This is a genomic window from Pseudomonas sp. R25(2017) (assembly GCF_002112565.1).
GTDB lineage: Bacteria > Pseudomonadota > Gammaproteobacteria > Pseudomonadales > Pseudomonadaceae > Aquipseudomonas > Aquipseudomonas ekonensis.
In genome coordinates, this window is record NZ_NEHZ01000010.1 from 12,068 (window position 1) to 34,783 (window position 22,716).

The window sequence follows — 22,716 nt, forward strand, 5'->3', positions numbered from 1 at the left end:
GAAATGGCGGCAGCCCTCGGGCTGCCGCCGTTTTTTTTTGGCCGGCCTACTCCTCGTTCATGAAGTTTGTGTGACATCCGTTCGGTCGCGGCGTCCGCCAACCGCCTAGGTGGTAACGGCAGGGGCGTGTGACCTGCGGTCTCTTGTGCCAGACAAATGCGCCAGACAAAAAAAGGATTTCGCAGTGATGCCCGCTCGCCCGTCCCGTCGCCGTAACGTTGCCCCGTCCCTCCCGCACGCCGCTGCGCAGCCGACCCTGTGGCTGCTCAAGCCGTTGGCGCACGCCGTCGCGCTGTGCCTGGTGGCGGGCAGCGCCGAAGCGGCGACCGCGTTCAGCTCCGGCTGGTTCGCGGCCAAGGGCGCCGCGCAGCAGAACGCCGCCGTACGGGGCAGCGTCGGCGGGTTGCCGGGCATGACGCCGCCGCTGGCCCAGCAGCAGCGGGCCAACCAGCAGTTGCAGCGCTCGCTGCAGACCCTCAACAACACCGTCGCCGCCATCGCCGCGCAGCAGGCCGTCCAGGCCGCCGGCCGCGCGGCGGCGCTGGGGTCGGTGCAATGGGTGCCGGACGGGCTCGGCGAAGGCGGGCTGAAGGTCGACAACAGCCTGGCCCAAGGTTGGCAGAACGCCAAAGGCCCGCAGCAGTCCCAGGCCGACGGCAAGACCACGGTGAAGATCGAGCAGACCGCCGACAAGGCGATCCTCAATTGGGAAACCTTCAACGTCGGCCGCAACACCACGGTGGAGTTCGCCCAGCAGGCGGACTGGGCGGTGCTCAACCGCATCAACGACCCGGCGGCGCGGCCGAGCCAGATCCAGGGCGCGATCAAGGGCGACGGCACGGTGATGCTGATCAACCGCAACGGCGTGGTGTTCAGCGGCTCAAGCCAGGTCAACGTGCGCAACCTGGTGGCCGCCGCCGCGACGATCAGCGACAGCCAGTTCCGCGACCGTGGCCTGTACGTCGACAGCAGCGGCAGTCAGGCGACCTTCACCGACGCCGCCGGCAAGGTGCTGGTGGAGCGGGGCGCGTCCCTGGAGACCCACGCGCCGGCCACGTCCACCGCTGCCGGCGGCTACGTGCTGCTGCTCGGCAACGAAGTGCAGAACGACGGCCGCATCGCCACCGCCAAGGGCCAGACCGTGCTCGGCGCCGGCGACCGCTTCTACATCCGCAAGGGCGCGGGCACCGAAGGCAACGTGTTCTCCACCACGTTCGGCAACGAAGTCACCCCGGGCTTCAAGGCCGGCGCCAGCGCGGGCAAGGTCAGCAACAACGGCCTGATCCAGGCGGCCACCGGCGACATCACCCTGACCGGCCACGAGGTGGTCCAGAACGGCGTGGCGGTGGCCAGCACCTCGATGGCCACCCGGGGCACGATCCACTTGCTCAACCCGGCGGCCGACGCCGCCGGCAGCGTCACCCTCGGCCAGGGCAGCGCCACGGCGATCCTGCTCGACGGCAGCGACCTCACCGCCCTGGACAGCCAGCACCAGGCCGCGCTGACCGGGGTCAACGCCAACAACCGGATCCGCAGCGACCAGTCGCGCATCGACATCCAGAGCGGCGGCAGCGTCGAGTTCCAAAGCGCTTCGGTCACCCTCGCCACCGGTGGGCAGGTCGCGGTGACGGCCCAGGGCCGCAGCGTGGTGCGCGACGGTGCGCTGATCGACGTGTCCGGGGCCGTCGGCGTGAAGGTGGCGATGGCGTCCAACAGCATCAAGATCAACGTCCAGGGCAACGAGCAGCGCGATGCCTCGGTCAACCGCGAAAAAGGCGCGCTCAACAGCAACGACGTCTGGGTCGACGTGCGTGAGCTGGTGTACGTGCCGGCCGGCACCAACGGCTACGCCACCGACCGCTGGTACACCGCCGGCGGCTTGCTGGAGGTCGGCGGCTACCTCGGCACCCGCGGCCACGGCATCGGCGAATGGATGGCCCAGGGCGGCACCGTGAGCTTCGCCGGCAACGACGTGGTCACCGAGCGGGGCTCGCTGATCAACCTGTCCGGCGGCACCCTCGACGTGCAGAGCGGCGAGATCCGCCAGAGCTGGCTGCGCGGCGCGGACGGGCGCCTGTACGAGGTCTCGCGGGCGCCGGGAGACCTGCTCTACACCGGGCTGTACAAGGGCTACGAAGACCGCAGCGAGCGCTGGGGCCAGACCAGCGTCTACTACAACCCGCTGATCGCACCGACCCAGCGTTTCGAGTCGGGCTACACCGTCGGCCGCGACGCCGGACAACTGGTGATCGGCACCCGCAGCGCGGTGCTGGGCGGCCAATTGCTGGGCGAAACCTTCCAGGGCGAGCGCCAGACCCAGGCCCCGCGCGCGGCGCTGGACGGCTACGAGCAGAGCCAGACCGCACTGGCCCGGCGCGCGCAGCTGATCGTCGGCAGCTACGACCCGGCCTACGTGGCGGCGGCCGGCGGCCTGCTGTACGGCCTCAATCCATTGATGGACCGGGTGACGGTCGGCAAGGCCGACGGCACCGATGCCCCGACGGATCTCGTCGGCAGCATGCCGGCCGCACGCAGCGGTTCGCTGACGCTGGACGCCGACACCCTCAACGGCTGGCGGCTGGGTGCGCTGAAGGTCGCGGCCAAGGAGCGGATCGACGTCAACCGTGCGCTGAGCGTCGACGCCGGCGGCGACATCACCCTGTACGGGCCGCAGGTGCACGTCGGCGCCGACCTCACCGCCCGGGGCGGCAGCCTGCACTTGGGCAACGTGCTCAACCAGCTCAACACCGACAAGCGTGCGGACACCCGGATCAATGCCCCGGCCGGCCAGCCGACCGTGGTGGACATCGCCCAGAATGTGCGCCTGGACACCCGTGGGCTGTGGAGCAACCTGCGCAGCGACCCCGACGACTCCGCCAGCCTGGCGTACCTCAACGGCGGTTCGGTGTCGATCCGCAGCAGCGGCGACATCCGGGTCGCCGCCGGCAGCCTGCTGGACGTGTCGTCTGGCGGCGCGGTGCTGGCCAACGGCAAGACCCGGGGCGGCAAGGGCGGCGACGTGACGCTGGAGTCCAGCGCCATTTCCGCCCCCGGCGATTCCCGGCTGATTTTCGACGGCGACGTGCGCGGCTACGGCGTCACCGGCGGCGGCAGCCTGACGGTGCAGGCCGGCAGGATCACGGTCGGTCAGAGCGCTGAAACGCCGGCAGCCGACACCCTGCACCTGACCCCGGCGCTGTTCGGCAAAGGTTTCTCCGCCTACAGCCTGATCGGCCTGAACGGGTTGACCGTGGCCGACGGCACGACCCTCGACGTGACGATGCCGGTGTACCGGTTCGCCGATGCGGCGGCCGACCGCCCCAGCGGCGTCGACCCGGACACGGCGATGCAGGTGTGGACGCCGACCCTGTTCCAGGAAAGCCCGACCCAGGGCCGCCTGACCCAGCGCGCCGGGGCCAGCCTGTCGTTGCAGGCCGGGGCCAGCCTGCGCAACCTGATCGATCCGGCCAACAGCCCGTTGCTGCTGGGGCAGGGGTCACGGATCAGCGTCGACCCGGGCCAGCGCATCAGCCTGCGCGGGCCGGGGCAGATCACCGTCGACGGCGAGCTCAACGCCTGGGGCGGCACCCTCGATATTCGTCAGCAGCAGTTTGCGGCCATCGACCCTGCGACCTCCGACCAGACCGCCGACCCGAAAGCGCACCAGCGTTCGATCCTCATCGGCGAACACGCTGTGCTCGACGTGGCGGGCCGGGCCGATACGGCGGTGGACGCCCTCGGCCGGGTGTACGGGCAAGTCGGGCGCGGCGGCAGCATCATCGTCGGCGGCGAGATCGACGCGAAGAAGGCCACGGCCACCTCCGCCGACGCCTTTGTGATCGTGCGCGAGGGCGCGCGGCTGGAGGCGTCCGGTACCGAAGCGACGCTGGACATCGCCGGGCAGGGGCCGACCCGGGTCGCCAGCGACGGCGGGCGCATCGCGTTCAGTTCTTACAACGGCCTGTCCCTGGAGGGGCGCCTGCACGCGGCGGCCGGCGGCGTCGGGGCGGCGGGCGGTCAGTTGGAGGTGGTGCTGGACTCGCCGCTGTACCAGGACAGCGCCGGCAACGAAGTGCGCAAGCCCCGGGAAATGGTCATCGGCCAGACCGCACAGCCGACGGACGCTTCGGCGCCGTTGAGCTACGGCCAGGCGCGGCTGAGCGCCGACCGTCTGATGGCGGGCGGCTTCGACAGCCTGAGCCTGATGAGCAACGGCTTTCTGTCCTTCGACGGCGATGTCGACCTGCGCATGGGCCAGCGCCTGAGCCTGTATGCCGGTGTGCTGTCGCTGAGCGAGCAAGGCAAGGACACCGCGCAGGTCAGCCTGGCGGCGCCGTACCTGCGCCTGTCCGGCATCGGCCAGTACTTCACCAACGTCGGCGTCATCCGGCCGCTGATCCAGAACACCGCGTCCTCGCAATTGCCGGTGTCGCTGTCGGCGGCGCAGCTGCGGGCCAGCGCGGACCTGCTGGACGTGGCCAACAGCCTGTCGTTCGGTGCCAGCGGTTCGATCCTGCAGCACGGCGCCCCGGCGGTGTCCTCCGAGCGCCGGGGCTTCGACCGGGTCTCGCTGGAGAGCCGCGGCGACCTGCGTTTCCTCGCGCCGACCGACAGCAAGGCCAAGACCCAACTGTGGACGCCGGGGGACCTGGATCTCCGTGCGGCGCAGATCTACCCGGCCAGTGGCGTCACCGCCGACGTGCGTGTCGGCTTCACGCGTGCCGGCGCAGACGCAGGCCCCGGCCGCACGCTGAGCATTGGCGCAGCAGGCGCCGCGCCCCAGGCCTTGCCTTACTCGGTGTTCGGCCAACTGAACCTGTTCGCCGGGTACATCGAGCAGGGCGGTGTCTTGCGGGCGCCGTTGGGGATGATCACCCTGGGCGACGACCTGCTGACCCAGACCCGCGAAGTGCGCCTGTTGCCCGGCAGCGTGACGTCGGTCAGCGGCGCCGGGCTGGTGATGCCGTACGGCGGCACCACCGACGGGATCGACTACCGCTACAACGGCAAACCGGTGGTGCTCAACGGCATCAGCGGCGACACGGCCGGGGTGACGCTGCGCTCGCAGTACGTCGATGTGCAGAACGGCGCGCAGATCGACCTGTCCGGCGGCGGCGACCTGCGCGGCGCCGGTTTCGTGTCCGGGCGCGGCGGCTCCACCGATGCGCGGTTCAACCCGCTGGTGCGCAACGCCGCCGACGGCACGTTCAGCCTGCCGGGGCTGGCGGCCAACCCGGTGTACGCGATCGTGCCGGGCAACCAGAGCACCTACGCGCCGATGCTCGCGGAGGCGGGCGCGTCGGATCCGCGGATCGGCCAGCAGATCACGATCGGCGCCGGCGTGCCGGGCCTGGCGGCGGGCACGTACACCTTGCTGCCCTCGACCTTCGCCCTGTTGCCCGGCGCGTTCCGGGTCGAGGTCAACGGCCAGGCCACGACGGCGGCCGGCGGTGCGCTGGCGATGCGCAACGGGTCGTGGACGGCGTCGGGCCTGCTGTCGGTGGCCAACACCGGGCTGCGCGACAGCGTGGCCAGCCAGGTGATCCTGACCTCGGCGGACGTGGTGCGCCGCTATTCGCAGTACAACGAAACCGGGCTCGCCGCGTTCATCCGCAGCGACGCCGCCCGGCGCGGCGTGCCACGGGCGCTGACCCCGGCGGACGCCAAGTCGCTCAACCTGTTCCTCACCAACGGCGGGCGCCACGACATCGCCCTGGACTTCAACGGCCAGGTGCTGTCCGGCGCGGCGGCGGGCGGCATGGCCGGTTCGGCGGTGGTGCGCGGCAGCAGCCTGGCGGACATCGAGATCCTCGGCGCCGGGCACTCGCGCAGCGAGGGCTTCACCGGGGTCTCGCTGTACGCCGACACCCTCAACCGGCTCGGCGCCGGTCGCCTGGCCATCGGCGCGACGCCCACGGTGGACTACGTCACGGCGGGCAACATCGTCGATTTCAAGGGCAACACCCGCAGCGTCACCCTGCGCGAAGGCGCGATGCTGTCGGCGCCGGAAGTCATGCTGTGGAGCAACGCGGGCAGCGGCGCCATCACCGTGGAAGCGGGGGCCGGCATCAACACCCTCAGCCGGGGCGGCGTGCCCTACGACTCCGCCAGCGGTTACGTCTACCAGCCGGGGGCCGCGAGCCTGCTGGTGGTGTCCAACGGCTGGAACAACGTGCTGGCGCCGGCAGCGGGCAACGGCATCACGTCCTCCGGCAGCATCCGCATCGGCACCTGCGCCACGGCGGCTTGTGCCGAACCGGCGCTGCTGTATTCCCAGGGCAGCATCACCGCCGCCACCGACAAGCAGTTCGAGCTGGGCGATTCGGTGCGCTTCGGCACCCGCCAACTGTCGCTGGCGGTGGGCGCGGTGAACGCCGGCAGCGCCGAGGCGCTCGCGCAGGCCGGCGCCAAGGTGCCCACCGGCCTGACCCTCAACCAGCAGGTGCTCGACCGCCTGCTGCGCGGCGACACGCAATTCGGCGCGCCGGCCCTGGAAACCCTGAACCTGACCACCCGCGACGCGTTCAACTTCTACGGCAGCGTCACCCTCGACACGCTCGACCCCGTGACCGGCCAGAGCAAACTCAAGAACTTCATGCTGTCCACCCCGGCGGTCTACGGCCTGGGCGAGGCGGGCGATGTCGCGACCCTGCGCACCGCCAACCTGATCTGGAACGGCGCGACCCAGGCCCCCGGCGCGGTGGTCGCCGGCGGCGCGGGCACCGGCCGCGGCACCCTGGACATCCAGGCGCAGCGCATCGAGTTCGGCTACGGCGCCTATGCCCAGCCCAATGGCCTGGCGCAGAACGACCGCTTGGCACTGGGGTTCGCCAACGTCAACCTGAGCGCCAGCGAGCGCATCACCGCCAACCACAAGGGCAGCCTGTCGGTGTACCAGGCCCAGGGCGCCTACGACCCGGTCAAGGGCTACGCCTACAGCGGCGGCAACCTGAACCTGAGCACGCCGCTGCTGACCGGCGAGGCGGCGTCGGTCAACCGGCTCAAGGCCGGCGAACGCCTCACCCTCAGCGGCGGCGGTGGCTCGGCGCGCGCCGATGCGCTGGGCGCGGAGCTGACCCTGGACGCCCGCGACGTGGTGCTCGACAGCCGCATCGCCCTGGCCAGCGGCAAGCTGACGGTCAAGGCCGAACGGGATCTGACCCTGGCGGCCGGCGCATTGCTGGACGTGGCCGGGCGCACGCTGCCGTTCAACGACGTGAACAAATACAGCTGGGGCGGCGACGTGGTGCTGCACAGCGCCAACGGTTCGATCCGCCAGGCGACCGGCTCGCGCATCGACCTGTCGGCGCATAACAACCAGGCCGGCACCCTCAGCGCGGTGGCCCTGGGGGCGGACGCGGGGATGGTCGATCTGCAGGGGCAGATCCTCGGCGCCGCCAGCGGGCGCTACGATGCCGGCGGCACGTGGGTGCCGTACAAGGCGGGCGGGGTGGACATCCGCGCCCAGCGCCTGGGCGGTGACCTCAACGAGCAGTTCGCCGCGCTCAACGGGCGCCTGAACGCCGGGCAGGTGTTCGGCAGCCGCAGCTTCCAGCTCAAGCAGGGCAACCTTTTGATCGGCGACGGGCTCAAGGCCGGCGAGGTGAGCGTGTCGGTGGACAACGGCAGCCTGACAGTCGCCGGGCTGATCGACGCCAGCGGCGAGCGGGTCGGCAGCATCCGCCTGGCCGCCAAGCAGGGCCTGACCCTGGCCGGCAACGGGGTGCTCGATGCTCATGGCCGAGTGCTGCGGGTCGACAGCTACGGGCAGATCATCGACGCGCCGAACCGGGCGACGGTCGAACTCAACGCCGGCGAGGGGCAACTGACCCTGGCTTCGGGGGCGCGGATCGATCTGCGCCACGGCACCGACGCCGTGGCCGGCACCTTGCCGGGCCAGCATGACGGCCGGTTGCGCGGCACCCTGGAGCTGTACGCGCCGCGCCTGGGCGCCGACGACATCGCCATCGACGCCAGCGGGGCGCTGGACATCCAGGGCGCGCGCTCCATCGGGCTCAACGCCGTGCGGCGCTACACCGATGCCGCCGACGGCAGCGATCCGGCGGCCAGCGGCCGTCCTTACCAGGTGATCGATCAGGCCTACCTGAACCGGATCCACGTCGACAGCAGCGCGTTCATCGATGCCGCGCTGGCCAACGGCGACCTGCTGCAACGCAAGCTCGCGGGCCTGCGCAGCAGCGCCTACAGCGACGCGTTGCACCTGCGCCCAGGCGTCGAGATCGCCAGCAAGACCGCCGACGGCGATCTGGTGGTGCAGGGCGACATCGACCTGTCGGGCTACCGCTACGCCAGCCTCAATCCGCACACGCAGAAGACCTCGGTGTACGGCTCCGGCGAGGCGGGCAGCCTGGCGATCCGCGCCGGCGGCAACCTCGATGTGTACGGCAGCCTCAACGACGGCTTTGCGCCGCCGCCGGAAACCGTGGACGACGCCGGCTGGAAACTGCTGCCGGGCATCCAGCCGTTCGGCGGCGACCTGATCGTGCCCGGCAGCGGCGTGACCCTGGCCGAAGGCACGCTGTTCCCGGCGGGCGCCACCCTCAACTACGACGTGCCGCTGCAGGCCGCGACCCTGGCCGCCGGCACGCTGCTGCCGACCCAGGGCACCCTGGCGGCGCCTTACACCTTCGCCGCCGGCACGGTGCTGGCCGGCGCCGTGCACGACGGCTCGGGCAATCTGCTGTACGCCGCCGGCACCTTGCTGGGCGACAGCGTGACCGTGCCGGCCGGCACCCGTCTGGGCGCCGGCATCCGCCTCAACGGCAACACGGCGCTGCTGGGCCTGACCTGGCCCAAGGGCGTGCCGCTGCCGGGCAGCGTCGAAGGCGATGCGCAGACCGTGAAGGGCGTGCGCCTGAGCGGCTCGCTGGCATTGCTGCGCGGCTCGCTGATCCCGTCCATGACCGACGTGGCGCTGGCCGAAGGCACCACGTTCATCGAACTGCGGCCGTTGAGCGGCAGCGCCCAGGGCCGCAACTGGGCGGTGGCCAGCCTGCTACCGTCGGGCAGCGCGTCGTGGTCGATGCGGGTGGTGGCCGGCGCCGACCTGGACGCCGCCGACACCCGCGCGGTCAAGCCGGTGGCCAGCGACGGCCACCTGCGCCTGGCCGACACCCATTACGGGATGAAAATCACCGAGAAGCCGCCGACGCTGGTGTGGGGCGACGGCAACCTGGGCGGCTTCACGCCGGGGGATCCGGTGCCGGACGACCTCAAGGACTGGTGCGACTGGGCACCCAACTCCTGCGTGCCGGCGCCGCGCTGGCGCTGGGCGCCGGGCAACTGGATGGGCATGCCGGACAACTCGCCGATGACCGACGACGACGTCCTGGCCTGGTGCGGTTCGTTCCCGGAACTGTGCGTGGAAAACAAGCCGGGCGTCACCGTGAAGACCCGCACCCAGATGTTCAGCGTGCTGCGCACCGGCACCGGCGATCTGGACGTGCTGGCGGCCGGCGACCTGAGCATGGCGTCGCCGTTCGGCGTGTACACCGCCGGCACCCAGTCGGCCGACGTCGATCCGCGCTTCAACCAGCCGCGCGGGCGCCTGTCGGACAACGGCTCGGTGCTGGGCAGCGCCGACGCCGACAACGAGAAGTGGGTCGACGGCGGCCGCGACAGCCTGTACCAGGCCTGGTATCCGCAGCTGGGCGGCAACCTCACGATCAATGCCGGCGGTTCGGTGTCCGGTGATGTGCTCGGCCGTCGCGGCTATTCGCAGAACATGGACACCCGCGAGCAGGTGCCGAGCGTAGCCGTCGGCAACTGGCTGTGGCGCCAGGGCACCGGCAACGCGGACGTGCCGACCGCGTGGTGGATCAACTTCGGCAGCTACGCGACCCAGCCGCTGCCGGACCAGAGCGTCGACACCGGCGCCTATCTGGTCGGCTTCACCGGTTTCGGCACCCTGGGCGGCGGCAACATCAGCCTGCGCGCCGGCGCCGACGGCGGCCAGCTCAAGGCGTTGGGCGGCAGCGGCAACACCAACCTGTACCCGCGCGGGCAAGGGCTGGTGGTGGCGGTGGGCAGCACCGGGCGGGTGGGCAGCGACGGCCGCCTGCAACTGACCGGCGGCGGCGACATGGACATCCGCATCGGCGGCGCGCTCAACCCGTCGCTCGCCGCACGGGCAGGGCAGAGCGGCACCGCCGCCCCGCAGCATGACCTGCAGGGCGCGCTGATCAACCTGCGCGGCGCCGCGCAACTGAGCGGCGGCGCGGTGGGCGGGATCAACCTGCAGTACGGTTCCGCGCCGTTCCAGCAGGATCCGCGCGAGACCCGTCCGTTCGATCTGTTCACCTCGACCCTGGGCAGCGCGTCCGGCGGCCTGGTACTGGTCCCCGGCGACTCCGGCATGCGCATCAACACCCGCGGCGACCTGGTGCTCGGCGGCGCGGCCGATCCGGGCCGGGTGCGCCTGCAGAACTCCACGCCGTTCACCACGGCGGACGGCACCGTGCACGCCGGCGGCGGCCTGAGCGGGTTCTCGCTGTGGACAGACCACACCGCCATCGACCTGTTCTCGGCCGGCGGCAACCTGACGCCGAGCACGCAAATGGCGGAGATCGTCGCCAGCTCGTCGCTGCCGGTGGAGGGCAGCAACAGCTCGCCGACCGACGGGCGCTTCGTGTATCCGTCGGTTCTGCGGGCGGTGGCCGGGCAGGGCTCGATCTACGCAGGTCCCTCGGCGGCCTACGGTGCGGTGGGCGGGGTGTATCCGCTCAAGGGCTATTCGCTGCTGCTGGCGCCTTCGAACGCCGGCCAGTTGGAGCTGTTGGCGGGGGATTCGATCTACGCCGGCGGCTATGCGATCAACCGCTCCGGCGCCAGCCTGTCGTCCGTCGCCACGCCGTTCGCCCCGGCGTTCAACGGCTTCGGCGACAACGTCAGCGCCACGCCGGTGATGACCAACCGGGGCAGCGACGGCGTGGCCGCGAACAAGAACGTGCGTTACCCGCTGTTCGCATTCGGCGCCGACACCTATGCGGCTACCGGCGCGGTGCAGGCCCCGGCGCGCTTCTATGCGCTGACCGGGGATCTTGTGGGCGTGCGCAGCGGCGAGACCCTGAGCTTCGACCTGTCCAGGCGCACCTGGTATGAGGCGGCGGGGCCGGTGTGGATGCTGGCGGGCCGCGACATCGTGGCGTCCGGCACCAACCTCGGCCAGCCGACCGCCGTGCCGAGCGATGGCCTGGGACGCGGCACCGAAAGCATCACGTCCACCGGCAACCTGTTCATCCACGGCGATGCGCGGGACGTGTCGCGGGTCTCGGCCGGGCGCGACATTCTCTACAGCAGCTTCGACATCGCCGGCCCAGGCACCCTGGAGGTCAACGCCGGGCGCAACATCCTGATGGAAGACCGCGCCGCGATCACCAGCCTCGGGCCGGTGGCGGCCGGCGACAACCGTCCGGGCGCCAGCGTGGTGGTGCAGGCCGGGGCCGGGGCGCAGGGGCCGGACTACGCGCGGTTCGTCGCCCGCTACCTGGACCGGCAGAACCTGGCCGACCCGAACGTGCCGCTCAGCGCGCAGCCGGGCAAGGTGGCCAAGACGTACCTGGGCGAACTGAACAGCTGGCTCAGCCTGCGTTACGGCTTCAGCGGCGGCGAAGCGCAGGCCCAGGCCTTCTTCGCGGCGTTGCCGGCGGTCGAGCAGTCGATCTTCGCCCGCCAGGTGTACTTCGCCGAACTGCGGGCGGGGGGACGTGAGTACAACGACGCCGACGGCCCGCGCAAGGGCAGTTACCTGCGCGGCCGCAACGCCATCGCGGCGTTGTTCCCGAGCACCGACGTGGCCGGCAACCCGATCCGCTACGACGGCGACATCACCTTGTTCGGCGGCGCCGGGGTCAAGACCCTGTTCGGCGGCGGCATCCAGATGCTCACGCCGGGCGGCGGCCAGGTGTTCGGCATCGAAGGCGCGGCGCCGCCGTCCACCGCCGGCATCGTCACCCAGGGCCAGGGCGACATCCAGCTCTACGCCAAAGGCAGCATCCTGCTCGGCCAGAGCCGGATCATGACCACCTTCGGCGGCTCCATCGTCGGCTGGTCGGCCGAAGGCGACATCAACGCCGGCCGGGGCTCGAAGACCACCGTGGTCTACACGCCGCCCAAGCGGGTCTACGACACGTGGGGCAACGTCAGCCTGTCGCCGTCGGTGCCGAGCACAGGCGCAGGGATCGCGACCCTCAACCCCATCGCCGAGGTGGCGCCGGGGGACATCGACCTGATCGCGCCGCTGGGCACCATCGATGCCGGCGAGGCGGGGATCCGGGTGTCGGGCAACGTCAACATCGCCGCCCTGACCGTGGTCAACGCCGCCAACATCGCGGTGCAGGGCAAGGCCAGCGGCGTGCCGGTGGTGGCGTCGGTCAACACCGGGGCGATCACCTCGGCCAGTTCGGCGGCCTCGTCGGCGACCCAAGCGGCCGAAGACGTGGCGCGCCAGCAGCAGGCCGCGGCGCGGCAGAACCAGGCGTCGGTGTTCACCGTGCAGGTGCTGGGCTTCGGCTCCGAGCAATTGGCGCCGACCCGGGAAGGCGCCAGCCGCGCGCCGGCGCCGGGCTACAACCCGGACAGCCCGGTGCAGGTGCTGGGCGCCGGAGTGCTCGACGACCACGCCCGGCAGCAATTGACCGAAGAAGAGCAGCGCCAGCTGACGCTCTAGGACTCTCGTGGCAACACGCTTCGGGCGGCCGTTTGGCCGCCCTTTTTTTTACGCCGGCGCAGGCTCGGGTTCGGCCAGTTGCGCCAGCAGCCATTCGGTGAAGCTGCGGGCCAGGGGATAGCTTTCGCTGTCGCGGTGGGTGAGCAGGGCCCAGTTCGGTCCGCGGATGGTGTCCTCCACCAAGGGCTGCAACAGCCCGTTGGCCTGGGCCTGGCGGCTGAGCAGACGGCTGACCAGGGCGATGCCGAGGCCGCCGCACGCGGCGTCCAGCAGCAGGCCGGGATCGGAAAAGTTCAGCCCCTGGGCCTGCTGGCCGACGTCGATGCCGGACTCCACCGCCCAGTGGCTCCAGTCCATCTCCCGCTCGCCGTGCAGGGTGGTGCGCTGCGCCGGCGGCACGTCCAAAAGGCTCGGGTGGCAGGCCGGGAACAGGCGGTCGGCGTGCAGCACCCGGAAGCTGCACTCGGCCTGGGCGCTGATGTCGTCGCGCACCGCCAGGTCGATGGTCTGGGTGGTCATGTCCGGCACTTCGTCGGTGCTGAAGATCCACAGGTCCACCTGCGGATGGCGCCGGCGGAAATCCCCCAGGCGCGGCAGCAGCCAGTGCCGGGCGAAGGCCGGCGTGGTGTTGAGCACCAGTTGGTTGGGCTTCTGGTACTGCCCCAGACGGCGGATGCCCATCGCCAGTTGCTGGAGCATCGCCTGGGTGGTGCTGAGCAGGTCGTGGCCGGCGTCGGTCAGGCTGACGCTGCGCCCGGCGCGGAAGAACAGTGGCTGCTCCAGGTACGCCTCCAGGCTGCGGATCTGCTGGCTGATGGCCGACTGGGTGAGGCTCAGCTCGTCGGCCGCCTTGTGGAAACTGCCCAGCCGGGCGGCCGCTTCGAAGCCACGCAGAGCGCTGAGCGGTGGCCAGTGTTTGAGCATGATCGATAAGTTCCTCTAATCAGTTGTCCGCTAAATCCATCGTTTGTTTGCCCTTGAAGGCGCCATTAGCATTCACGCCATCACCGCCAAGGCTGTTTTTCACTGAACACAATGGCTTAACACAAAGGGCTTTTTACCATGCAACTGAACAAACACAACAACAGCGGTTGGACGATGCCGGCGGAGTGGGTGCCCCACGCGGCGACGTGGATGGTCTGGCCGCACAACCAGGCGCTGTGGGAGTCGGGCTGGCGCGTGACGCTGGCCCAGGTGCAGGAGGATTTCGCTGGGGTGGCCAACGCCATCGCCCGCTTCGAGCCGGTGAAGATGGTGGTCGATCCTTCCGCAGTCGCCAGCGCCCAGGCCCTGTGCGGGCCGAACATCGAACTGATCCCGCTGGCGGTCAACGACAGCTGGTGCCGCGACTCCGGCCCGAGCTTCGTCTGCCACCCGCAGCACGGGTTGGCCGGGGTGAGCTGGCGGTTCAACGCCTGGGGCGGCAAGTCGGCCCACGACCTGGACGAAAGCCTGGCCCGGCGCGTGCTCAACCATCTGGGCGGCGAGTGCTTCGGCACGCCGCTGAGCAACGAGGGCGGCGCGATCCATGTGGACGGCGAGGGCACGTTGATCACCACCGAATCGGTGCTGCTCAACCCCAACCGCAACCCCGGCGTGAGCAAGGCCGAGATGGAAGAGATCTTCGCCCGTCTGCTGGGCGTGACCAAAACCATCTGGCTGCCGGGGGATCCGGACTACGTGACCGGCGACATGACCGACGGCCACGTGGATGGCGTGTGCGCCTTCGCCCGGCCTGGCGTTCTGCTGGTGGACGCGACCCATGACCACAGCTCGGTCTACGCCGAAGTGGCGCGGGAGAACCGCCGTGCGCTGGAGCTGGCCACCGACGCGAAGGGCCGCAAGTTCGAGCTGATCGAACTGTTCGAAGCCAGCGAAGCCGTGGATCCCGAGGCCGAAGTGTTCTGCGCTTCGTACACCAACTTCTACCTCGCCAACGGCGCGGTGATCATGCCGGCCTACGGCATCGCGGCCGACGATGTGGCGGCGCAGACCCTGGCCCGGGCGTTCCCCGGCCGCGAAGTGGTGCCGGTGCGCATCAACCGTCTGGCCCACGGCGGCGGCGGGGTGCACTGCATCACCCAGCAGCAGCCGGCCTGGCCGTTGGAGGGTTGAGCCATGACGACGCTGACGATCGCCGCCACGCAAATGCCGTGCAGCTGGGACCTCGCCGCCAACCTTGACCGCGCCGAACGCCTGGTGCGCGAGGCGGCGGCCCAGGGGGCGCAGGTCATCCTGCTGCAGGAGCTGTTCGCCACGCCGTACTTCTGCATCGAACAGCGCCATGAGCACATGGCGCTGGCCGAGGAGTACCGCGACAGCCGCGTCCTTGCGCGGTTCGCCGCCCTGGCCCGGGAGCTGGGCGTGGTGCTGCCGCTGAGCTGGTACGAGAAGGCCGGCAACGCGTACTTCAATTCCCTGAGCGTGGCCGATGCCGACGGGCGCTTGCTGGGCGTGTACCGCAAGACCCACATCCCCAACGCCATCGGCTATCAGGAGAAGGAATACTTCAGCCCCGGCGACACCGGTTTCCGGGTCTGGGACACCGCGTTCGGCCGCCTCGGCGTGGGCATCTGCTGGGACCAGTGGTTCCCGGAGACCGCCCGCAGCCTGGCTCTGATGGGGGCCGAGGTGCTGCTGTTCCCGACCGCCATCGGCTCGGAGCCCGGCTGCGCGGACCTGGATTCGCGCGACCACTGGCAGATGACCATGCGCGGCCACGCCGCCGCCAACCTGCTGCCGGTGGTGGCCTCCAACCGGGTGGGCCGGGAAACCGCGACCACCGATGCGGACCTGCAAATGAGCTTTTACGGCTCGTCGTTCATCAGCGACCACAAGGGCAAGCTGCTGGCCGAGGCCGACCGCGACAGCACCGGCGTGCTGGTGCAGACGCTGGATCTTGCGGCCATGCGCGAAGAGCGCTTGAGCTGGGGGATCTACCGCGACCGCCGTCCGGAGATGTACGGCGCGTTGCTCAGCCAGGACGGCCGTCACCTTCACGCACGCTGGAATCCTCAAGGAGTCTGATATGCCTGCACTCACCCAATGGTTGCCCGCCGCGCTGTGCCTGACGTTGGCCTGCGCGCTGCCGGCGGCCCACGCCGAAGACAAGACCCTGCGCCTGTACAACTGGGCCGACTATTTCGCCGAAGACACCCTGAGCCGGTTCACCGCCGAGACCGGGATCAAGGTGATCTACGATGTGATGGACGGCAGCGAAACCCTGGAGGCCAAGATGCTGGCCGGCGGCAGCGGCTACGACCTGATCTTCCCCGGCGACACCGTGGCCGAGCGCCTGATGCGCGCCGGCAGCCTGCTGCCGCTGGATCCGTCGAAAATCACCGCGATGGGGGACGTCGAGCCCGGCCTGCAGAAACTGCGCAGCCGCTACGAGCATTCGAACAAGGCTACGGTGCCCTACACCTGGGGCACCATCGGCCTGACCTACAACGAGCAGCAGATCCGGCAGCGCATGCCCGATGCGCCGGTCAACAGCCTGGACATGCTGTTCAAGCCGGAGCTGGCCGGCAAGTTCGCCGACTGCGGGATCTCGATGATCGACTCGCCCGACGAGGTGCTGGCGGTGGTGCTCAACTACCTGGGCCGCGATCCGCGCAGCGCCAAACGCGAAGACCTGGCGGCGGCCAGCGATCTGTTGCTCAAGCTGCGGCCGCACATCCGCAAGTTCCAGTCGCAGCCGGTGACCGACCTGGTCAACGGCAACCTGTGCCTGTCGCTGGGCTACAGCGGCGACATGACCCAGGCCCAGCGCACCGCCGACACCGCCGGCAAGGCCAACACCTTCCAGTACCGCGTGCCCCGCGAAGGCACCACGGTGTGGATGGACACCATGGCCATCCCGGTGGACGCCAAGCACCCGGAGTACGCCTACGCGTTCATCAATTTCGTGATGCGTCCGGAGAACATGGCCGCCATCAGCAATTTCACCGGCTACCCGACTTCCAACGCCAAGGCTCGGCCCAGTGTGGACGCGGCGATGCGCAACAACCCGGACATCTACCTCGACGACGCGACCTACGCCCGTCTGATCCCGGGCAAGGACATCCCCCAGGCCGACATGCGCGCCCGCATGCGTACCTGGACCAAATTCAAGACCGCCACCGCTCCGTAACTCCATTCATCAGGAACAGCCCCATGCCGACTCGTCGCGAGTTCATCAAACAGGTTTCCGTCGTCGCCGGTGCCGGCGTCGCCTTGGCCGGTCTCGGCCTGCCGTCCTCCGTTGTGCTGGCCGCCGCCGACGGCCGCTGGTTCATGCCCGACGAAGGCGAGCGGCACGAACGGGCCTTCATCGCCTTCGGCGCCCAGGACGCGATCTGGGAAGACTTCACCGAGGACGTGCAAGAGGCCCTCGGCCGCATCGCCCGCACCATCGCCCGCTACGAACCGCTGACGGTCTATTGCCGCCCGGGCGAACGCAGCCTGGCCGAGGAGTTCTGCGGCACCTCCAACGTCACCTACGTGACGGCGGCCCTGGACGACATCTGGATGCGCGACATCAGCGCCAACTTCGTCGTCGACGACAAGAACGGACTGGGCGCCGTGGACTTCAACTTCAGCGGCTGGGGCAACAAGCAGCAGCACGCCAAGGACGCGAAGATCGCCCGGCGGGTCGCCGACGAGGCCCAGGCGACCTACATCCGCAGCGAACTGGTGGGCGAGGGCGGCGGTATCGAGGTGGACGGCCACGGCACCGCGATCATGACGGAGAGCTGCTGGGTCAACGCCAACCGCAACCCCGGCTGGAGCCGCGCCGAGGTCGAGGCGGAACTGAAGGCGCGCCTGGGGCTGCGCAAGATCATCTGGCTGCCGGGCATCAAGGGCAAGGACATCACCGATGCCCACGTCGATTTCTATGCGCGCTTCGTCAAGCCCGGCGTGGTGATCGCCAACCTCGACACCGACCCGCAGTCGTACGACCACAAGGTTACCCTGGCGCACCTGGAGATCCTCAAGAAGGCCACCGATGCCGACGGCCGGCCGCTGCAGATCCACACCATGTCGCCGCCGCTCAACCCGCGCAGCAGCAAGTTCAATAAGGGCAACCCGGACTTCGCCGCCGGTTACATCAACTATTTCGTGATCAACGGCGCGGTCATCGCCCCGGAATTCGGCGACAAGGCGGCCGACAAGCAGGCCCTGGACCTGCTCAGGCAGCTGTATCCGGAGCGCGAGGTGGTGCAGCTCAACATCGACGCCATCGCCGCCGGGGGCGGCGGCATCCACTGCGTGACCAGTCACCAGCCGGCCTGACCCGTGTCAGCGAAAGCGCGGGGGTATCGCCTCGGCGAACGGATAGAAGTCGAACCATGGTTTGGCTTCTTCCAGCACCTGGCGCACGGAGGGGCGCTGCACCAGCCGCTCGAAGTAGTCGCCGAGCCGGCGGTGCTGCGCAGGGAACGCCACCAGCGTGCTGGCATAGAACAGCGCCGGCGCGGCGGCGCAATCGGCCAGGCTGAAGTCCGGGCCGGCGACCCAGGCGCCGGGCGCCAGTTGCCGTTCGAGCATGCCGTATGCCGTGTTCAGCAGGCTGCGCTGGGCGCTCAGGTCGCCGTTGCGGTTCTGTATACGGTCGCCGACGATCTGCTGCACGGGCGTCTGCACGTACTGATCAAAGAAGCGGTCCCACAGGCGCACCTCAAGGGCCGCCTCCCAGCCGTCGGGAATCAGGCGCGGCCCTGTGCGGTGAACGTGATCCAGGTACTCGATGATCACGCTCGACTCCGGCACGTCGCGCTGGCGGTCGTGGTCGCGGATCACCGGGAACTTGGTCAGCGGCCACAGCGCCTGCAGTTCGGCCCGATCCGCCGGGTCGGACAGGTCGATGATGCGCCTTTCGAACGCGGTGCCGTGCTCGTAGAGCGCGATCAGCACCTTGTGGCAGTACGACGACAACGGATGGTAGTAGAGGGTCAGGGGCATGGTCGGACTCCTTGGGGCAACGCGCCGGTCTTGCCGTACGGCGGCTCAGAACCGCCAGGTCGCGCCGCCGCCGATGATGTGCAGGGCACTGTCCTTGAAGGTGCCGGACAGGGTCGTGCCGGAACGCCGCTTGGTCTGTTCGTCGTCCATGTCGCCGAGCCAGACCAGGGTGTAGGCCAGGTGCACGTCCAGGCCTTCGTCGACCTGATAGTTCACCCCGGTCGCCAGCCGCCAGGTGTCGCCCATCGGGTTGTCGACGGTGCGGTCCTTGTCGTCCACGGCCGAGCTGTCGTAGCCCAGGCCCATGTTCCAGCGCCATTGGCGGGTGGCCTGGTACTGCGCGCCGACGGAGGCGTGCCAGGTGTCCTTGTAGTGCCTGTCCACGGTGCGGTCGACGCCGCCGGCGTCGCTGTCGACCTCCACGCCGATGTTGCCGAAGTCGCTCCAGTCCTGCCAGCCAAGGCTGCCCAGCAGTTTCCATTGCGGGGTCAGGTCATGGGCCACGCTCAGCAGCACGGTCTGCGGCACGTTCATGTCCAGTTCCAGGTCGTCGACATCCAGACGGCGCAGGGCGGCGTTGATGATCGGGTTGCTGACGTTGCGCACATGGGGCTTGTCCTTGAACTCCAGCCGCACCTTGCTGGTGTAGGCCAGGCCGATCCGGGTGCGCTCGTCGAGCGTGTAGAGCAGGCCCAGGTTGACCCCCGTGCCGACGTCGGTGTCCTTGTATTCCAGTTGGCCGTCGGGCCGGTCCGCCAGGCCGAGCAGGTTGTTGTCGATGGCCATTTCGGTGCGGTAGTAGCCGTACACGATGCGCGGGCCGATGCCCACCGAGAGCCGGTCGGTGAAACGGTGGGCGACGGTGGGCTGGAACGACACGCCGATCACCGCCGCTTCCTGGGTGAAATAGCGCCCGGCCCAGTCATCGTCGTAGTCCAGGGCCAGGCCGAAGTTGCCGTACATGCCGAAGCCGATGGCCGAGCGGTCGTCGAGCTGGTGGCTGACGAAGAAGCTCGCGCCCGGCAGCCATTGCAGCGCATTGCCGCCTTCGTTGCCGTCGAAGCCGTTGCGGCTGTCGCGGGAGAAGGACAGGTCGCCGAGTATCACTTGGGCGTTGGCGCTGATCTGGGTGCCGGCAAGCTCAGTGATCCCGGCGGGGTTGCTCATCAGCACGCTCGGGTCGCTGGCCAGCGCGGCGGCCCCGGCGTTGGCCAGACCGTTGCCTTCCTGGCCGGCTTCGTAGATCAGGATGCCGCCGGCGACGGCGTCCGTGGCCAGGAGGCCGAACAGCCAGGGCAGGGCACAGAGGCAGGACGCCGGAGCACCGCACACTCGGGTTCCATGCATGCATCGTTCCTCGTGGCGCCGGTGCGCCATCGGTGGCGTTCAAACGGTCAGGTAAAGGTAGACCCTGCGGCCGGGTTGTCGAGCCGCGCCGTCGGCGGCGTGCCCGTCTGACAACCCCGGTGCCTGGACTACGCTGCGATCTGTATGGGTTTCCTCACCCGGTGAACGAAGGAATCGGCGCATGCGCAGGCCGGCGCGGCGGGCTCAGCGGCCGTGGGCAGCGTCGGCGAGCTGACCGGTGTCCACCCGCACGAACACCGAATCGCCGACGGCGGTCAGGGTGTCGCCGGCGTAGACCTCGCAGATGACGCGGGTCTTGCGCCCGACGTCGCCTTCCACCCGGGCCTTGAGCGTCAGGGGCACGCCCATCGGCGTCGGCTTGATGAACTTGAGGCCCAGGTTGCCGGTGACGCAATCGATGCGCGGCAGGCTGCCGGGGTCGCGCCGCTCGTTGCGGTAATGGTAGGCCATGGCCGTCCAGTTGGAGTGGCAGTCCACCAGCATCGCGAGCAGCCCGCCGTACACCAGTTCCGGCCAGCCGCAGTACTTGGCCTCGGGCAGGTGCTCGGCCATGACGTGCACGCCGTCTTCGTGCCAGAAACTCTTGACGTGCAGCCCGTGGGGGTTGCGGCCGCCGCAGCCGTAGCAGACGCCTTCCGGTGCCGCGGTGTCTTGCAGGGAAATGCCGGGGGTGGACATGCCTCGATCTTCCTTAACGTGAGTGTCGAACCGGGCGATTCTAACCCTGATCCGCGCACAAGGACGATCCGCCGTCGCACAGGCTGCGACGGCAGGCAAAAAAAAGCCGCCAGGTCGGCAGCGAAGTGAAGAGCACGCGAGGTAGTGGGTTCAGTATGGCGGCCTGAAAATGACAGCGTCATGACAGACGTTGCCCGACCGGCAGCCTGCCCGCGTCATCAGGCTGTCATCGATCCCGGGGCACACTGCGCGCAAACCGGTTTGCGCATCCCGCGCCGGGTGCCCTGAAGGATCCCTCCATGAAAGAAGACGCCTCCCTGTTCGCCGCCATCGACCTGGGTTCGAATGCGTTTCGCATGATGATCGGGCAGTCGCTCCGGCACAGCCGGGGATTCGTCATTCAGGAGGTCAAGACCCTGCGCGAGCCGGTGCGCCTGGCCGAGGGGTTCGACGGCGGCGCGCTGGACGAGATGGCCCTGGACCGCGGTTGGCAGGCCTTGGCCCGGTTCGGCAAGAAACTGCGCGGCTTCGAGGCCGGCCGGGTGCGGGCGGTGGCCACCAGCGCCGTGCGCGAGGCGGACAACGCGCCGCTGTTCCTGGCCAGCGCCGAGCGCCACCTGGGGTTCCCGATCGATGTCATCTCCGGGCACGAAGAGGCCCGGCTGGTGTATGCCGGCGTCGCGCACGCCATCCCTTGCGCCGAGGACATGCGCCTGGTGGTGGACATCGGCGGCGGCTCCACCGAACTGATCCTGGGGCAGGGCACCCGGCCCTTGCTCACCGAAAGCATCGCGGTCGGCAGCGGCACCCTGGGCGCCCGTTACTTCAGCGGGGGCGAGCTGTCTGCGGCGGCGCTGCTGGAGGCCGAGCGGGTGGCGATCCTGCAGTTCGAGAAGGTCGCCCGGCGCTACCGGGCCCAGGGTTGGCAGCAGACCATCGGCTCGTCGGGCACCGCGCGCATGCTGGCCAAGGTGCTCAAGGCCAACCGGCTCAACGACGACGGTTTGGGCGGCATCACCTACGGCGGTTTGCTGCGGCTGTCGCTGCGCCTGCTGGAGGTCAAGAACGTGCGCCAACTGAAGCTGGCCGGGCTGCAGCCCCATCGGCACGGCATCCTGCCCGGCGGGCTGGCGGTGATGTTGGCCGCCTTCAAGGTGTTCGGCATCGCGCGGATGATGCCGTCGGAACCCGGCCTGCGCCTGGGCGTGCTGCACGGCCTGATGTCCCGCCACTGACCGCGCAGGCGGCAATGGCCGGATCGGCGCAACGGCTCCATACTCCATCGGCTGTTGATCTTTCCGACATCACGCGGGTGAAGAGAGGAGCACGACCATGGGCAACAAACCGACGATCATTCTGGTGCACGGGTTCTGGGGCGGCGCTGCGCACTGGGGCAAGGTCATCATCGAGCTCGCACGCAAGGGCTACACGGACCTTCACGCGGTGGAGATGCCGCTGACCTCGCTGGCCGACGACGCCGAGCGCACCCGCAAGATGATCGCGCAGCAGAGCGGGCCGGTGCTGCTGGTCGGCCACTCCTACGGCGGCGCGGTGATCACCGAGGCGGGCAACCCGCCGAATGTCGTCGGCCTGGTCTACATCGCCGCGTTCGCGCCGGATGCCGGCGAGAGCCCCGGCGGCCTGACCCAGCAGCACCTGCCCGCCGCCGCGCCGAACCTGGCGCCGGACAGCGACGGCTACCTGTGGCTCAAGGCCGACATGTTCCACGAGAGCTTCTGCCAGGATCTGAGCGCCGAGGAAGGGCTGGTCATGGCCGTCACCCAGAAGGCGCCGGTGGCCAGCACCTTCGGCGATGCGATCAGCGTGCCGGCGTGGCGCAGCAAGCCGTCCTGGTATCAGATTTCCAGCCAGGACCGCATGATCCATCCGGACAATCAGGCGTTCATGTCGTCCCGGCTCGGGGCCAGGAAGGTCATCACGCTGGACGCCAGCCATGCTTCGCTGGCGTCGCGGGCCGCCGAGGTGGCCGCCCTGATCGACGAGGCGGCCAGCGCGGGCTGAGTGCCGGCGGCAAAAGG

The 22,716-nt window shown here is 69.7% G+C and carries 11 protein-coding genes; 7 read left to right on the forward strand and 4 right to left on the reverse strand.

What is annotated here, in order from left to right; translation table 11 throughout:
- The first annotated feature begins 187 nt into the window (after positions 1-187).
- On the forward strand, positions 188-12,688 hold the full coding sequence (locus tag CAG31_RS14575; RefSeq protein WP_085582258.1) for a filamentous hemagglutinin family protein: 12,501 nt from the start codon (positions 188-190) through the stop codon (positions 12,686-12,688).
- A 48-nt stretch (positions 12,689-12,736) separates the two neighbouring features.
- On the opposite strand, the gene CAG31_RS14580 is transcribed toward CAG31_RS14575, so the two are convergent.
- Complete coding sequence (locus CAG31_RS14580) at positions 12,737-13,612, reverse strand: LysR substrate-binding domain-containing protein (RefSeq protein ID WP_085582260.1); 876 nt, start codon at positions 13,610-13,612, stop codon at positions 12,737-12,739.
- Positions 13,613-13,750: 138 nt separating this feature from the next.
- Here CAG31_RS14580 and CAG31_RS14585 point away from each other — a divergent pair, with 138 nt between their 5' ends.
- The 4 genes from CAG31_RS14585 to CAG31_RS14600 are packed head-to-tail and all read left to right on the forward strand — an operon-like array spanning position 13,751 to position 17,962.
- Positions 13,751-14,803, forward strand: a complete 1,053-nt coding sequence (locus tag CAG31_RS14585) for an agmatine/peptidylarginine deiminase (protein WP_085582262.1) — start codon at positions 13,751-13,753, stop codon at positions 14,801-14,803.
- 3 nt (positions 14,804-14,806) lie between these two features.
- On the forward strand, positions 14,807-15,715 hold the full coding sequence (aguB, locus tag CAG31_RS14590) for an N-carbamoylputrescine amidase (RefSeq protein WP_085582264.1): 909 nt from the start codon (positions 14,807-14,809) through the stop codon (positions 15,713-15,715).
- Between the two features lies 1 nt (position 15,716).
- Positions 15,717-16,820 (forward strand): extracellular solute-binding protein, encoded by a 1,104-nt coding sequence (locus CAG31_RS14595; RefSeq protein ID WP_085582266.1) that lies wholly within the window; start codon positions 15,717-15,719, stop codon positions 16,818-16,820.
- A 23-nt stretch (positions 16,821-16,843) separates the two neighbouring features.
- Positions 16,844-17,962 (forward strand): agmatine/peptidylarginine deiminase, encoded by a 1,119-nt coding sequence (locus CAG31_RS14600; RefSeq protein ID WP_085582268.1) that lies wholly within the window; start codon positions 16,844-16,846, stop codon positions 17,960-17,962.
- A gap of 6 nt (positions 17,963-17,968) precedes the next feature.
- On the opposite strand, the gene CAG31_RS14605 is transcribed toward CAG31_RS14600, so the two are convergent.
- The 3 genes from CAG31_RS14605 to CAG31_RS14615 all read right to left on the reverse strand — a co-directional run bounded on the left by CAG31_RS14605 (position 17,969) and on the right by CAG31_RS14615 (position 20,677).
- Positions 17,969-18,631: a glutathione S-transferase family protein gene (locus CAG31_RS14605; RefSeq protein WP_085582270.1), complete on the reverse strand. Its 663-nt coding sequence runs from the start codon at positions 18,629-18,631 to the stop codon at positions 17,969-17,971.
- A 45-nt stretch (positions 18,632-18,676) separates the two neighbouring features.
- Positions 18,677-19,978, reverse strand: a complete 1,302-nt coding sequence (locus CAG31_RS14610) for an OmpP1/FadL family transporter (RefSeq protein WP_085582272.1) — start codon at positions 19,976-19,978, stop codon at positions 18,677-18,679.
- A 204-nt stretch (positions 19,979-20,182) separates the two neighbouring features.
- Positions 20,183-20,677, reverse strand: coding sequence for a PaaI family thioesterase (locus CAG31_RS14615; protein WP_085582274.1), 495 nt, complete (start codon positions 20,675-20,677; stop codon positions 20,183-20,185).
- Between the two features lie 299 nt (positions 20,678-20,976).
- Here CAG31_RS14615 and CAG31_RS14620 point away from each other — a divergent pair, with 299 nt between their 5' ends.
- Positions 20,977-21,912: a phosphatase gene (locus tag CAG31_RS14620; protein ID WP_085582276.1), complete on the forward strand. Its 936-nt coding sequence runs from the start codon at positions 20,977-20,979 to the stop codon at positions 21,910-21,912.
- Positions 21,913-22,009: 97 nt separating this feature from the next.
- Positions 22,010-22,699 carry an alpha/beta hydrolase gene (locus CAG31_RS14625; protein ID WP_085582277.1) on the forward strand — a complete coding sequence of 230 codons (690 nt, stop codon included), beginning with the start codon at positions 22,010-22,012 and terminating at the stop codon, positions 22,697-22,699.
- The last annotated feature ends 17 nt before the right edge of the window (positions 22,700-22,716 follow it).

Bases quoted from the DNA above. Each gene is read 5' to 3' on its own strand.
- CAG31_RS14595 (WP_085582266.1), top strand. From the start codon at position 15,717: ATGCCTGCACTCACCCAATGGTTGCCCGCCGCGCTGTGCCTGACGTTG.
- CAG31_RS14625 (WP_085582277.1), top strand. From the start codon at position 22,010: ATGGGCAACAAACCGACGATCATTCTGGTGCACGGGTTCTGGGGCGGC.
- CAG31_RS14605 (WP_085582270.1), bottom strand. From the start codon at position 18,631: ATGCCCCTGACCCTCTACTACCATCCGTTGTCGTCGTACTGCCACAAG.
- aguB (WP_085582264.1), top strand. From the start codon at position 14,807: ATGACGACGCTGACGATCGCCGCCACGCAAATGCCGTGCAGCTGGGAC.
- CAG31_RS14615 (WP_085582274.1), bottom strand. From the start codon at position 20,677: ATGTCCACCCCCGGCATTTCCCTGCAAGACACCGCGGCACCGGAAGGC.
- CAG31_RS14610 (WP_085582272.1), bottom strand. From the start codon at position 19,978: ATGCATGGAACCCGAGTGTGCGGTGCTCCGGCGTCCTGCCTCTGTGCC.
- CAG31_RS14585 (WP_085582262.1), top strand. From the start codon at position 13,751: ATGCAACTGAACAAACACAACAACAGCGGTTGGACGATGCCGGCGGAG.
- CAG31_RS14575 (WP_085582258.1), top strand. From the start codon at position 188: ATGCCCGCTCGCCCGTCCCGTCGCCGTAACGTTGCCCCGTCCCTCCCG.
- CAG31_RS14620 (WP_085582276.1), top strand. From the start codon at position 20,977: ATGAAAGAAGACGCCTCCCTGTTCGCCGCCATCGACCTGGGTTCGAAT.
- CAG31_RS14580 (WP_085582260.1), bottom strand. From the start codon at position 13,612: ATGCTCAAACACTGGCCACCGCTCAGCGCTCTGCGTGGCTTCGAAGCG.
- CAG31_RS14600 (WP_085582268.1), top strand. From the start codon at position 16,844: ATGCCGACTCGTCGCGAGTTCATCAAACAGGTTTCCGTCGTCGCCGGT.